We start from the raw sequence: 14,500 nt of genomic DNA, 5'->3' as shown, positions 1-14,500 counted from the left end.
GGTAAGCCACTCTCGTGCGGAGGAACACGACCGTTGAGAGAAGTGGCGCAACCCGAAAGGGGTGATGGGGAGAAAGGTTAAAGATCAACTGTCAACTGTCAACTAACTAAATAATCGGTAACTGTTGATTTTGCGTGTAATTGGGAAATATTTGGCTAATTTTGCCTTGTTCTAAATTCATGTGACGCTGTAAAACGGTGGCAATTACGTCTCTAAAATCAGTGGTAACAGCTAAATCTCTTCCTTCGTACAGTTGACTTTTGGATAAGCCGGGGAAAGTACCGTAAACTTTACCGCCGCGAATGTTACCACCTAATAACCACATCACGTTACCATGTCCGTGGTCGGTGCCACCGTTACCATTCTCTTTGACTGTACGACCAAATTCGGATATTACGACTATATTAGTATTTTTATATACTTCACCTAATTCTTTTTGTAAAGTTGCTAAACCGTCACCCAATCCTTGCAAGCGCTGGGCTAATTGTCCTTTGCTGTTTCCTTGATTGATGTGGGTATCCCAACCACCTAAAGCTATAAATGCCAATTCAATTCTGGAATCGCGCACCATTAATCTTGCTAAACGTTGAGCATCTTTGGCGAAACCTTTAGGTAGAGGTGCGCCGTTATTCGCCATTTGCATTTCTACATCTGATTCCATTAAGGCTTCACGGGCTTGACGTGCTTCGCGATATGTCTTACTCAAAGCATCGTTACCGCTGTATAATTTATCGAATGCTGTTATTAATTGGGGATTATCTATCGGTAAACGTTGAGTAATTCTGCTACCAGTGGGAATGGTTGCGACAGGAGCATTTCCAGCTAAAATCCGGGGAATATCATAACCTACGTTTACAGCTTGGATAGGATTATTTTCTACAGTCATTAAAGCTAAAAGACGATTCATCCAACCATCTTTAGTATTTTTAGTTCCTGGAGTACCAGTTTCCATGTATTCTTGAGCGTCAAAATGGGAACGGGTAGATTCTGAAGAGCCGCAAGCGTGAACGAATGCCAAATTTTTCTGCTTCCACAAGGGCATTAAAGCTGCAAGACTCGGATGCAGTCCAAATTTTCCATCTAAATCTAATACACCACCTGCTTTATCTGGTTGGGGAATGGCAATTCTCTGTCTGGCTTGATAGTAAGCGGTTTCGGTATAGGGTACTACTACATTAAGTCCATCAACCGCACCGCGCAGAAAAATCACTATCAAGCGTTTCGAGTTGGGATTCGCAGCAATACTTCTACTAACCCAAGCATTAGTTGCGATCGCCCGCAACGCTGGCGCGTTGATCGCAATTAAACTTGAAGCAGAAAAAAATCCGGCTTGTTGGATGAATTTACGACGTTTCATTTAGAAGGAAGTTAGTTGATGGTGGTTAGTTGATGGTTGTTGGTGGTTAGTTGATAGTTGATGGTGGTTAGTTGTTAGTTGTTAGTTGATGGTGGTTAGTTGATGGTTGATGGTTGTTGGTTGATGGTTAGTTGTTGGTGGTTGGTGGTTGATGGTGGTTAGTTGATGGTTGATGGTTGATGGTGGTTAGTTGTTGGTTGATAATTGTTATTACACCTTTAACCTTTAACCTTTATCTATACATAAATTCTGGACTACCCAAGATAATAACGTCGCGTTGTCTTGGAGAAATACTTTTTAATACTTCCTGAGTTTTGGGAGAAAGGTTGTTACCGAGGGTGTTTCTTAATTGGGTGTCATCAATTGTTGTATTCGTTTTTGAGGGTTGGTTTTTGCTGTTTCGCTTTTTTAATCCTCCTGTGCCGATTGTGGTGGCAAAACTTAAGCGCCAGTTGATACCGTTGGGATTTAACCAAGCTTCTTGGGTGTTTTTATATCCATCTGGGCTGGGATTTCCATATAAGGGCATTCCCATTCTATGTAATATGCTGTTGATTCTAAGGAAATCTTCTATGGGGGTATCGGTGGCTCGTAGACTGGATATTACGTATTGATAGGGTGTTTTAAATTTTGTGTTGTAATATTTTGTATCCCAAAATTCGGAACTTTGGAACAGGGTTTCTAATACAGCGCGGATGTCGCCGTCGGTTGTTAAAAAGCGCTTTGCTAATTTGTCTACTAAAGATTTTGGTGGTTCGTCTGCGACAAAGTACTGAACTAATTTGTAGCTGATGTGACGTGCTGTTGCCGGATGTTTTGCCAGGATATCTAGGGCTTGTTCTCCTTCTGCGATGCCACTCCCTGGAATTTGTTGACCTAAGAAAATTTTATCGGTGGAGTCGTGACGCTGGGAATTAAAGTAAAAATCGTAACCGTCTTCTAATTTTTTACCTGGACTACGAAAACCCCAACCAGTAAAAATTTTAGCTAAGGTAATTACATCTTCTTGAGTGTAACCGCCATCAACACCTAAAGTATGGAGTTCCATTAATTCGCGGGCGTAGTTTTCATTTAAACCTTTAAATCTACCTTTAGGACGATTGTTCGGGGCGGTATTTTGCCAGTTATCCAAGTAAAATAACATTGCCGGATGACGAGCGGTGGCACCTAATAAATCGCGAAATTTACCCAAAATATGAGGTCTAATTGCTTGTTCTTCGTAAGCACCTACCCATAAACTAGTTTGTCCTTTATCTTGATATACGTTGAAGTGGTTATACCAAAAATCTACCATTATTTCTTGGAGTTGGCGGTTGCTCTGTGTCGCTCGCAGCAATCGCGCTTTTATGGCTTCTTGGGCGATTAATCTCTGTTTTTTCAGCCTTTCTTTCCTGATTTCGGGGGTGGGTTTTGGTAGGCGATTAACACTGTATTGAGAATATAATTGTGCGGGAGTTAAGCCTAGAGTTTGCAGTTGAGAAAGTTGATTTTCTAAGTTTTGTGATTCAGGTATTGATTCAGGTGTCAACTGCTGTTGGATATATTTTTCTATACCAATTTTTTTGACTTTTTCGATATAACCGGGAGTGGCACCGAAGCTGAGACGGTTAATTACGTGAATTATTGTTGAATTTTGATTTAAACTTTGATTTAAACTTTGATTTAAACTTTGAATTTGGGGTTGAGCTTGGGAAATATTCCTATCTCCGTCTAAAACGACCAATATCTCCTTACTTCTTTCCTCTGAGTTCTCTGCGCCTCTGCGGTTTTTACTTCCGTAATCTTCTACCCAGAAGGGATTACTTTGCTGATTTAAATTATTTAGATTATCTATAGTAGATTGATTGGCAGAAATTGCATCACAGCTTGAATTAGTTAAGCTGACTGCGAGAAAAACAGCGATTATCCAACTTTTGATATTGACGTTCATAAGCCAAAAAATAGAGCTTGGACATCTGTTAATGTTAAATGAACTGAAAGTAAAGGTGGACAAGATTATTGATAATATTATCCACCTCGAATGCAAAAGCCAATAGAAGGATTGATTTACTTTTTCTGTAATTGGCTTCTTTGACTAGCACGCCATTTTTCTAGTGTTTGCTTTTGTTGGGGTGTCAAGACTCCTTCCATTTCTTTTTGGGAAGTTACCATAATATTTTGCAATTGACTTTCCTGTTGCTGGGTAAACTTAATGGATGCAAAAACTTGTTGAGGATTGACACCTGCTTGCAAATCGGTTTGGATTTTTTGGCGCTGCTGGGGTGTTAAAACGTTTTGAATTTTGTTACGAGTAGTAGAGCGAATTTCATTGATTTTGTTGATTTGCTGTTCAGATAGCTTTAATTCTGGAGGTTTTTGAGGAGTAGCCTGAGAAACTCTTTGTGGTGCATTTGCATTAGAGTTCACTTGGGCGTTTGCAGCTAAGGGAGTGATACTAAAAGCTACAGCGAACGCACTAGCGAAGAGGGATAATTTTTTCAGCTTCATTAAATGCCTCGTGGATTTATATTTTTTGATGTAACTATTATAGAAACTCATTGCCCTAAGCCCATGAGTATAATCTGGGGTAAATCAGATTTTCTATCTTAGTTTTTTTACTTACGTTAGCAGAATTTTAACAAAAAAAAGAAAAAGGGAGTGTAGAATCCCTTTTTCTTTGAGGAACGTGGAAGAATTGATTTTGCAAGGAAATTAAAATAAAACTTTAATAAATTAGATAGCGGGTTGTTGACGACGGTTTCCGCGACGATTTTGGCGCATATCTTGAATTTGAGCTTTTTGTTCGTCGGTTAGAATGGCTTCCATTTGACTTTTCTTGGATTCCCCAATTCTTTGAAGTTCGACTTTTTGAGCGTCAGTTAAATTTAAATCACGAAATCCGCCACCTTTCTTTTCTCCGCTTGCTTTTGCTGCTTGGAATTTTTGTAATTGTTCTGGAGTTAAAATTCTCTCCATTTCAGCACGAGCGCTTTGCTTAATTTGCTGCATTTGAGTTTTTTGCGCTTCAGTCAAATTTAAACGCTTCCATCCACCTTGCTTTTTAGCTTGAGCAATAGTAACGTTTGAGGAAGAATTAATAGATGCTTGAGCAGCGAAAGGAATAGCAGTTAAAGTTAAAGCAAAAGCACCAGCTAACAAAGATAATTTTTTGAGTTTCATATAAGTAAAAGTGAATTTGTGGGTTTGTTTTGTTCGATGTCACCATCATAAAATTGCAACTTCAGTAATTGCATGAGGCAAAAGTCACAAATACGGATGTCAAGATATCTAGATAAAGTCATATATAAAACCATGACTAAAGTCATAATTTTCAATTTAGATAAATATTGAATGTTAATTATTCAATAAATAATGCTATAAGCACTCATATTAGGTAGCTGATTATTTCTAATAGACTGATAATTAATAATTAATAAATCAAAAATAACTAGAACAAAAGCATTTATGAACCGCGCTATAGATTTTAAAAATCATCCTTTTAAATTTTTACTTTATTTAGAATGGGTTTTGCTGGTATTTGCTGCTATCGCTTCAACTTTACCTATTCCTTCCCAGCGATTTGCGGCGGGAACTCCCGAATTAACGGTTATTAGTTTAACTGTTTTTGGGTTAATGGGTTTAAGATTACCTACTAATAATCAAAAGAATAAAATTATCTATACGGCTTGTGAAATATTTTTAATTTTAATTATTAATTTGTTTGGTGGAAGGACATCACGATTGTTTCCGTTTTTGAATTTAATATTAGTAACTCGTAGTTGTTTAATTTTTCAATTGCCGGGACGTTTGGTTGTTGCAGTATTTTCTTTTATTTTATTTTTAATTGCATTTAAAAAACGTTTTCCTCCTGTACCATTTAGAGAATTTAGACACGCACGTAATCCATTTTTTCACGAAAAGTTATGGTTTTTTCAATTCAGTTTCGTGCTGTTATTTGTATTAGCTTTAGTTTTTGTTTTATTATTGATGAATGCAGTACTTTCTGAATGGCAGAGTCGAGAAAAATTAATTGCTGCTAACGAAAAACTACGTCAATATGCTTTAAAAATTGAAAATCAAGCTACTCTAGAAGAAAGAAACCGGATTGCACGAGAAATTCACGATTCTTTAGGACATTCTCTCACAGCTTTAAATCTCCAATTAGAAACAGCCACTAAATTGTTAGATAGTAATCCAGAGAAAGCCAAATCTTTTTTAATTAGAGCTAAAGAATTAGGTTCTCAAGCATTAAAAGATGTACGAGAATCTGTTTCTAAGATGCGTTCTCATCCTTTACAAGAAAAATCTTTAGAGCAAGCAATTAATATACTTGTACAAGATTTTTATCATTCTACGAATATTAAACCAAATTGCCAAATAAGTTGTTTTTACACAATACCTCGTGATATTAGCACTGCTATTTATCGAATTATTCAAGAATCGTTAACAAACATTTATAAATATGCTGAATCTACAGAAGTAAATATAGAATTAACTACAACAGTTACGAGTTTACATTTAATGATTGAGGATAACGGCAAAGGTTTTGACTTAAGCCAAAATACAACAGGTTTTGGACTACAAAGTATGCGCGATCGCACTTTAGCTTTGGATGGTAATTTGAATATTGATAGCGTTCCCGGTAAAGGGACAAAAATTATGGTTAATATTCCTTTTTCAGGATTTTCGTTAACTAATTTAAAAATGAATAAATAAAAAGAATTTTGTATTAATTACCAATTACCAATTACCAATTACCCATATATATGATTACTGTACTACTTGTAGATGACCAACATTTAATTCGTCAAGGCTTAAAAACTTTATTAGAATTAGAACCAGATTTAGAAGTTGTAGGAGAAGCAGCAAATGGTAAAGAAGCAGTTGAATTAGTTGAAACATTGCAGCCGAATGTGATATTGATGGATATCAGAATGCCTCTAATGGATGGAGTTGCTGCAACAAGAGAGATAAAACAAAAATTCGCTCAAACGAAAATTTTGGTATTAACAACTTTTGATGATGATGAATATATCAAAGCTGCATTACAAAATGGAGCAATGGGTTATTTACTCAAAGATACACCTTCAGAAGAATTAGCTGTAGCAATTCGTGCAGTACACAGAGGATATACTCAATTAGGGCCAGGAATTGTTAAAAAACTTTTAACTCAATTTTCTGCAAATACATCAACTCAATCATCTTCTCCACCACCAATTTTAACTGAACTTACTAAAAGAGAAAAAGAAGTATTACGCTTGATTGCAACAGGTGCAAGTAACCGCGAAATTGCTCAAGAACTCTATATTTCTGAAGGTACAGTTAAAAATCATGTTACTAACATATTAAACCGCTTGGAATTACGAGATAGAACCCAAGCAGCGATTTTTGCAAATTCGTTTTCATCTTATTTAGAAGATAAAGATTGATACAAACTATTTTTATAAAAGTGTTAGATTAAATATATTTGGTAATATTTCAAATGTAATTGCACTTCTATTTGTAAACTTATAAATTTTGCTCAATATGTTCATAAGTAGAGAAAATACAGCCTTTTATTTAAAAGACTTGGAAACATCATTGGGCAAGGCAATTAATATTACAATTGTCATCTTAGTAATGCTGTCTTCAATGATTTTTGTAGCACAAACTTATCAACTTACTGAATCTATTCGCTTAGTTCTAAATATTATCGATACATTAATTGTAACTATTTTTGCTGTAGAGTATTTATTACGTTTGTGGAGCGCGGAAAATCGAATTAGTTATATTTTTAGCCTATATTCTATTATTGATTTAATCGCAATATTACCATTTTTTGTCGGAGCAATTGATATTAGCTATATCCGTTTGTTGCGATGGTTTAGAATTTTACGATTAATCAGATATATTGATCGTAAATTTTTATTTGGTCATGTTTCAACGGAAGATGGTACTATTTTTACACGAATATTATTTACCTTATTTGCAATTATTTTTGTTTATTCTGGCTTAATTTACCAAGTGGAACATCCAGCTAACCCAGAAGTTTTTAGTACTTTTGTCGATGCAATATATTTTTCGATTGTAACCATGACAACTGTAGGGTTTGGCGACGTGACTCCAGTTACTCAAATTGGTCGTCTTTTAACCGTTTTAATGATTTTAACAGGTATCGCGTTGATTCCTTGGCAAGTCGGCGATTTAATCAAGCAAATAATTAAAACTACTAATCAAGTAAAAACAATTTGTTCGGGATGCGGTTGGGATTTACATGATGAAAATGCCAAGTTTTGCAAAATATGCGGAACAAAGTTATTCAGCAATGACTTTAAATAAGTATTATTACTTGTCTAATACAACGCTTGCGAGTTAAAAATAAATTAAATAAAATTAAAATAAATTAAATAAAATTAAATAAATTAAATATTCTCAACTTTAAAATCCTCTTATTTAGACATATGCTATCAGCGCTACCTGCTTACTGAGATTGTTCGCGGTAGTATTTTAACGTAAGTGAAAAAGTATTAATATGCTTAAATTAATCTATGTAAATCCGACTACAGGAAGCGATAGCAATTCCGGTAGTCAACAAGCACCTTTAAAAACCATTAGTCAGGCTCTTCAACAAGCTGCTTCGGGAACAAAAATTCAGCTTTTAGAAGGTAATTACAATCCTACTAACGGTGAACTTTTTCCTTTAATAGTTCCCTTTGGAGTCACAATTATAGGTAATGAAACTAACAAAGGTAGCGGTATTGTAATTAATGGTAGCGGTAAATATATTAGCCGTATTTTTGGCAGCCAAAATATAACTATTGTATTGAGTAATGGTTCTCGACTTCAAGGTTTAACCGTAACAAATCCTGCTAATCGTGGTACTGCTGTTTGGATTGAATCATCTTCACCTACAATTAAAAATTGCACTTTCATCAATTCTCAACGTGAAGGGGTTTTTGTGGCTGGAGATGCTAATCCAGTTATCAAAAATAATATATTTACTCAAAATTCTGCGAGCGGTATTTCAATTACCAAAAATTCTCAAGGTGAAGTTAGAGGTAATAGTTGTTTTCAAACAGGTTTCGGTATTGCAATTGGCGATCGCGCTACTACTAAAATTATAAATAATCAAATTTACGAAAATCGTTCGGGAATAGTCGTATCTGGTGATGCTCGTCCATTTTTGCGGGAAAATGTATGCGAACGTAATGTTCAAGACGGTTTAACCGTTGTCGCAAACGCATTACCAGATATTGGAAATAATAGAAGTTCGGGAAACAATATTTTTCGCGATAACGGTCAATTTGATATCCAAAATGCTAGTATTAACAAACTGATTTCTCTAGATAATCAAGTAGAACCTCTGAAAGTTAACGGAAATATCCAGTTTTTTGCTGATCCCGAACCTGAACCTGAACCTGAACCAATTCCTGAACCAATTCCTGAACCGAAATACATTAAATTTACTGACATCAATGGACATTGGGCTTTTGATTTTATCCGGGAATTAATTGAATTAGGAATAGTCGCCGGTTTTCCCAATCGAACCTTTAAACCTGATGCAACAATCACGCGATCGCAATATGCTGCATTATTAGTAAAAGCCTTTAATCCTCAGTCTTTGCGAGAACCGATTGTATTTGAAGATGTTAAACAAAACTTTTGGGCTTATCAAGTAATTCAACAAGCGTATCAAGGACTATTGCTGTTTGGGTATCCAAATAAGAAATTTCTTCCTAACCAAAATATTCCCCGTATAGAAGTCTTATTCTCCTTAGTAAGAGGATTAGGATTAACAAATCAAGTCGAAATTGACTTGAATATATATTATGCTGACAGCAGCGAAATTCCCAATTATGCTCAAAATGAAGTCGCAATAGCCACCCTAAATGGACTTATCGTCAATTATCCTCAAACAAATAAACTCAGACCAAATCAACCCGCAACCCGTGCAGAAGTAGCAGTAATGGTTTATCAAATATTAGTTCTTGCTGGAAAAGTTTGGGAGATTGATTCACCTTTTATTGTTAAGAATTAGTTGATGGTTGATAGTTAAGCTGTCGCGCATTTAATTTATATTTTTCTAGCGGGCAATATGCCCCGCACTACAAAACTTGAAGAAAATTTGAATATACAAATTCAACGCTTTTTAGCTTACCTTTAATAAGTCGGGTTTTTTAAGTAAAAACCCGATTTATCACCTCGAATTGATGCTAATTAACTTGTAAAGTAGAAACTACTTGGTCAAATACATTTTGATAATTCTTATCGCCTTTAGCAAAGCTAATGAGAATAATTTGTTTACCATCAGTACTAGGTAATGCTATATTTTGGAATTCATATAAACCCTCAGTACGAAAAGAGATTGCTTCTTTTCCAGCAACAATTTTTGTATCGTAGCTTTCCGGGATGACATCTCCAAATTCTTCATTATTACTTACCCATTGAACTAAGGATAAACCTTGAGGATTATTTTCTAACGAGATGCTCATGTTTCCGGGTGAAAATGTATTTTTATATTTTCCTTCTGCAATTGCTTGATAATCTTGAAGACTCCATAATTCTAAAACTTTTGATGCATTAGAAGCGGACTGGGGTTCTTTAATTACAAAACCTTTAGGATAATTAAAATTAACACCCAATCGCTGACTCCGATAAACATTTGTATTACTAGCAGCTGCAATCTTTCTGGCTGGATTGTTAGCTGCACTTCTTAAAGCTTGAACAACAGGTTGACTCGAATTCGGTTGATTTGGTGTCTGGGTTTGAGTTTGTGGTTGAGAAAGATTTGGTTGAGAAGCCGCTTGGGGACCAAGTTTTTCGGTTAAAGCTTTAGAAATAGAATTATTTTCTGAAGAAGATTCACTCCCAGCTGCTTGGTTTTGATTTTGCGGTACTGTCGCAACTGAGTTAGGAACAGCAGGTGCAGTTACTTGGGGACTACTCACTCTAGGAAAAGGTGATGGTAAATTTACCGTGATTTCACCTGGTGTTTTTTGCGGTGTCGTAGCGATATTCTGGTTATTGCTAGGATTAACCGGCTGTACTGTTGAATCTTGAGAATCTTTCCCTTGCTGACAAGCTACTGTCAAACTCATGCTTAAGCCAAATATGGCAGCACAAAATAATCGTTTAACTAGGCTACTAGTTAACCTCACACCCCGAATATACATATTTTTCACTCCTTCAACACCGCGTGCTATTTTACTGTGGTTTACAATACTCCTACAAGGCTTTACTGATAACCGAATCAAATCAAACCTATCAATTGTTAAATAATAATTACGGATAGTCGAGATAGGGAAAAACAAATAGTTACAAAAAGAAGCATTGCAATTCTAACTGAAATAATCAAGGCTTGATGACTTAATGTTCTCTTAATCTTTAAGATTAGATATCGGCGTTTGTTCTCGATTAAATTCTCGGAACTGACGTTAATCCACTTTTATGGAGTCTTTTTCAAAATCTTTTATCATACATTGTTCTATACACCTATTATCAGGAAATTTTATCTACTTTACTAAAGTTAACAACATTTGATCCCATAATTTACGTAACTTGATGTGATTTTAGAGGTTAATTATTTGTAATTTATTAGACATAAACCTAATACCTCCTCACTGTCCACGCAAACTAAATAAATCGCTGAAGTTATGAACCCATAACTTAATTCAATATTCATCTGATGCGATCGCAATATTCTCTTGCTACATCTGTTTGTCTCAAAGACTTATGTGGAAAATAGTATTTTACTTAACCAAGTAATTACGAGTCTGCTTAAGAAATTATTAACAGTAGGTAAATCTATAGCTGTTATGTTGTACCTTAGCGTGTATGGAAGGCGATAGTTTATACCCTGACTATCTTAGGGTATTTCTCCCTTGCTTTCCTGGGGACAGGTACGTCTAAATCTGAATTTAACCTTTGTTGTAAATAAATGATTCAACCCATAAACTTGCTCAAAAGCTTGTTCTACTGGTTATTCGATTGTTTTCTGATTATTAAGTTCCCCTGATAATCCTGGCATTAATAAATTAGATGTCATATTTGCTACAAAAAAAATGATGTTTTTCATATATCTGAGGAAAATGTTATAAATTGATGACTTTCTTAACATATCTTTATATTTTTTGAGGTTTTATAACGTCAAAATGTAAATAGTTCCGTATAGCAAATTACAAAAAACAGAGTAGAAAATAGGTTTATTACCTTGTTCGTTTCGGCTAAATTTTGGGAATAATACTTACGTGTAACATAGCGAGTGGTAATTATGAGTGTGAATACGGTGTCTTCTATCAATTACTCTTTAGACGTGATTCAGGATGAAGCGCGGCGATTGGTTCAAAGAGGAGTAGTAAGCCGACAACAGCCTATATATACGTTGTGTCAATACATACCGGCAAGAGAGTGGGTTTGCATTGAATGTGAATTAGAAAAATGTGAATTTTTGCTGCGCGATCGCATCGCCGATTTAATTGGCAGGGAAGTATGGGAAAACGACTAACTTGATTGGTGAGGGAAATGTAGGGTGGGTGAGGTATTTTGGGTGCGTAAATTTGCCTGCTTAATTAGCTATAGAATCTCTGTTTTTAAATTTTAAGAATCCCATCCAAACCTATGGTTTTGGCATTAATTAATTAATTATAAGTACAAGCGGTTTTATACTGCTTAAAGTAGGCACGTCCTATAGTTAGCCATTTGTAGCATCAACGGTTAGAGTATGGCTTCTAGATGGATGTGCTGCTTTTTTTTATGATTAAAAATAATTTATGGTAATCGAATATACTTCATCAAAAGTATAAAGTCAAGTTTGTAGTTTTTATCTGTAACACGTAAAATAACCGGGAGCGAGGTCACGCCCCGTGTTTTTAAACCGGGGTGGAAAAGCGACGCGGGCAGATTTATCTGCATTCAATATTAATGTCTAAAGCCCCAAACTATAGAAAGCCTGGTGGGTTGTTCACTGTTACATACCCTAAAAGATGGTTGAAACTAAAGGATGGATTTATTCGATTTCCTTTAGGCAATCAGGTTAAAACCTGGTTTGGTATCACTGATTTTTACTTACCAATGCCAATCAATTTAGATTGGAACAACATCAAAGAAATTCGGTTACTTCCGCGAAATAAATGTTTTTACGCTGAGTTCGTTTATCAACAACAGGTAGAAACTATTGAGCTTGATAAATCAAAAGTATTAGGAATTGACCCCGGATTAAACAATTGGCTAACTTGTGTATCAAATACCGGAACATCCTTTATTGTGGATGGGTTGCATCTCAAAAGTTTAAACCAGTGGTGGAACAAATCAGTTGCCAAAATCAAAGAGAATAAACCTCAAGGGTTTTGGTCTAACAGACTTGCAGCATTAACAGAAAAGCGGAATCGCCAAATGAGAGATGCTATTAACAAAGCTGCAAGAATTGTTATTAACCACTGTCTTGATAATAAAATTGGTTCAATTGTTTTGGGTTGGAATCAAGGTCAAAAAGATAGTTCTAATATGGGTAAAAAGAACAATCAAAAGTTTGTTCAAATCCCAACCGCTAAACTAAAAACCCGTATTGAACAGTTATGCGAACAATACGGAATTGTATTTATTGAAACTGAGGAAAGTTATACATCCAAAACATCTTTTTTAGATAATGATGTTCTACCTACAATCGGTGCAAAACCCGAAGGGTGGAAAAGTAGTGGTATTAGAACCAATCGTGGTTTATTCAAAACAGGAACCGGAATCAAAATAAATGCAGACTGTAATGGTGCTGCAAATGTTATCCGTAAAGTAGCGATGATGTTTAAGTTTGACTTAAGCGGAATCAGTAGAGGTGTTTTAAGTGCGCCTAAGAAAGTTCTTTTATGGACTCGTAAGATACCCCGCGTCTTCAGACCGGGGAAGCTTAAGAGACAACAGTTATATATAAAAACCCAAATGCTGAAAACTGCTTGTTTGGGCGTGAAAGGCGATTGCGAGATTTAGAACACAAATGTAAGTTTTATAATTCATCAATTAGAGTATAAATTAAATATTATTCACAGTTTAGGCATCTACCCGGAGCAGCTAAATAGTTATGAATCAAATAGCTAAAGAACAAGCGCTTATATTGTGGTTCAATCAAATCGGCATTAATGACATTCCCATAGTCGGTGGTAAAAATGCGTCATTGGGAGAGATGATTGGACAATTGACTTCTAAAGGTGTGAATGTCCCCAATGGTTTTGCGACTACTGCTTATGCTTATCGTTATTTTATCGAGTCAGCAGGGTTAGAAGAAAAGCTGCGGAAACTGTTTTCCGATTTAGATGTAGATAATTTACAAAATTTACGCAGTCGGGGAAAGAAAGCGCGGAAATTGTTGTTGCATACACCATTCCCTGATGAATTTAAAAGCGCGATCGCAACGGCATATAATAGGTTGTGCGAGCAGTATAATGTGGATACAGATGTTGCAGTGCGTTCGAGTGCCACAGCAGAGGATTTACCGGATGCTAGCTTTGCGGGGCAGCAGGAAACTTACCTTAACGTCACTACAGTTGAAGAGGTATTAGCGGCTACTCATCGCTGTTTTGCTTCGTTATTTACAGATAGAGCTATTTCTTATCGACATACTAAAGGTTTTGACCATTTTGAAGTTGCGCTGGCGGTGGGAGTGCAGAAAATGGTACGTTCGGATTTAGCAACTTCGGGGGTAATGTTTTCTATTGAAACTGAAAGCGGTTTTAAAGATGCGGCTTTGATTACAGCAGCTTACGGTTTAGGAGAAAACGTAGTACAAGGTTCCGTAAATCCCGATGAATATCATGTTTTTAAACCAACTGTGATGTCAGGATTTAGCCCAATTATTGATAAAAGATTGGGTAGTAAAGAAATCAAAATGGTTTACGATGACGGCACAAAAAATGTGAAAAATGTGCCGGTGTCTTCTACCGAAAGAGCTAAATTTGCCTTAAACGACGAAGATATTTTACAATTAGGGCGGTGGGCTTGTGTCATAGAAGAGCATTATTCTCGCGTTCATGATAAATACACCCCGATGGATATGGAATGGGCTAAAGACGGGATTACCAAAGAACTGTTTATAGTCCAAGCTCGTCCGGAAACGGTACAGTCCCAGAAAGTAGGTAATGTCCTGCGTAGCTATAAGTTGATCGAGACAAAAGCAGTTTCGGGACAAAGGGACAATTC

At 35.9% G+C, this 14,500-nt stretch carries 12 protein-coding genes; 7 read left to right on the top strand and 5 right to left on the bottom strand.

What is annotated here, in order from left to right:
- Positions 1-106 precede the first annotated feature (106 nt).
- The 4 genes from IQ247_RS27590 to IQ247_RS27575 all read right to left on the bottom strand — a co-directional run bounded on the left by IQ247_RS27590 (position 107) and on the right by IQ247_RS27575 (position 4,516).
- Positions 107-1,357: a DUF1501 domain-containing protein gene (locus IQ247_RS27590; protein ID WP_193924860.1), complete on the bottom strand. Its 1,251-nt coding sequence runs from the start codon at positions 1,355-1,357 to the stop codon at positions 107-109.
- Between the two features lie 232 nt (positions 1,358-1,589).
- On the bottom strand, positions 1,590-3,287 hold the full coding sequence (locus IQ247_RS27585; RefSeq protein ID WP_228060094.1) for a DUF1800 domain-containing protein: 1,698 nt from the start codon (positions 3,285-3,287) through the stop codon (positions 1,590-1,592).
- 116 nt (positions 3,288-3,403) lie between these two features.
- Positions 3,404-3,844, bottom strand: a complete 441-nt coding sequence (locus IQ247_RS27580; protein ID WP_193924859.1) for a hypothetical protein — start codon at positions 3,842-3,844, stop codon at positions 3,404-3,406.
- A gap of 225 nt (positions 3,845-4,069) precedes the next feature.
- Positions 4,070-4,516: a Spy/CpxP family protein refolding chaperone gene (locus IQ247_RS27575; protein ID WP_193924858.1), complete on the bottom strand. Its 447-nt coding sequence runs from the start codon at positions 4,514-4,516 to the stop codon at positions 4,070-4,072.
- Between the two features lie 285 nt (positions 4,517-4,801).
- On the opposite strand from IQ247_RS27575, the gene IQ247_RS27570 reads away from it, so the two are divergent.
- From IQ247_RS27570 to IQ247_RS27555, 4 genes are all read left to right on the top strand, one after another.
- Positions 4,802-6,052 carry a sensor histidine kinase gene (locus tag IQ247_RS27570; protein WP_193924856.1) on the top strand — a complete coding sequence of 417 codons (1,251 nt, stop codon included), beginning with the start codon at positions 4,802-4,804 and terminating at the stop codon, positions 6,050-6,052.
- Between the two features lie 50 nt (positions 6,053-6,102).
- On the top strand, positions 6,103-6,765 hold the full coding sequence (locus IQ247_RS27565) for a response regulator (RefSeq protein WP_193924854.1): 663 nt from the start codon (positions 6,103-6,105) through the stop codon (positions 6,763-6,765).
- Positions 6,766-6,862: 97 nt separating this feature from the next.
- Entirely contained in the window at positions 6,863-7,654 is a 792-nt protein-coding gene (locus IQ247_RS27560) for an ion transporter (RefSeq protein ID WP_193924852.1), read from the top strand.
- Positions 7,655-7,847: 193 nt separating this feature from the next.
- Complete coding sequence (locus IQ247_RS27555) at positions 7,848-9,353, top strand: DUF1565 domain-containing protein (RefSeq protein ID WP_193924851.1); 1,506 nt, start codon at positions 7,848-7,850, stop codon at positions 9,351-9,353.
- A gap of 175 nt (positions 9,354-9,528) precedes the next feature.
- On the opposite strand, the gene IQ247_RS27550 is transcribed toward IQ247_RS27555, so the two are convergent.
- Entirely contained in the window at positions 9,529-10,497 is a 969-nt protein-coding gene (locus IQ247_RS27550) for a hypothetical protein (protein ID WP_228060093.1), read from the bottom strand.
- A gap of 1,088 nt (positions 10,498-11,585) precedes the next feature.
- Between IQ247_RS27550 and IQ247_RS27545 the strand changes: the two genes are divergently transcribed.
- From IQ247_RS27545 to IQ247_RS27535, 3 genes are all read left to right on the top strand, one after another.
- Positions 11,586-11,819, top strand: a complete 234-nt coding sequence (locus IQ247_RS27545; protein WP_193924849.1) for a DUF4327 family protein — start codon at positions 11,586-11,588, stop codon at positions 11,817-11,819.
- Between the two features lie 416 nt (positions 11,820-12,235).
- Positions 12,236-13,294: an RNA-guided endonuclease InsQ/TnpB family protein gene (locus IQ247_RS27540; RefSeq protein ID WP_228060092.1), complete on the top strand. Its 1,059-nt coding sequence runs from the start codon at positions 12,236-12,238 to the stop codon at positions 13,292-13,294.
- Between the two features lie 91 nt (positions 13,295-13,385).
- On the top strand, positions 13,386-14,500 hold a 1,115-nt coding region (locus IQ247_RS27535), incomplete at its 3' end, for a PEP/pyruvate-binding domain-containing protein (protein ID WP_322745588.1).

The sequence above is a fragment of the Plectonema cf. radiosum LEGE 06105 genome (assembly GCF_015207665.1).
GTDB classification, from domain to species: Bacteria; Cyanobacteriota; Cyanobacteriia; order Cyanobacteriales; family Nostocaceae; genus Rivularia; species Rivularia radiosa_A.
The sequence above is the reverse complement of the archived record's forward strand: the minus strand, read 5'-3'. Positions and strand labels throughout refer to the sequence as shown.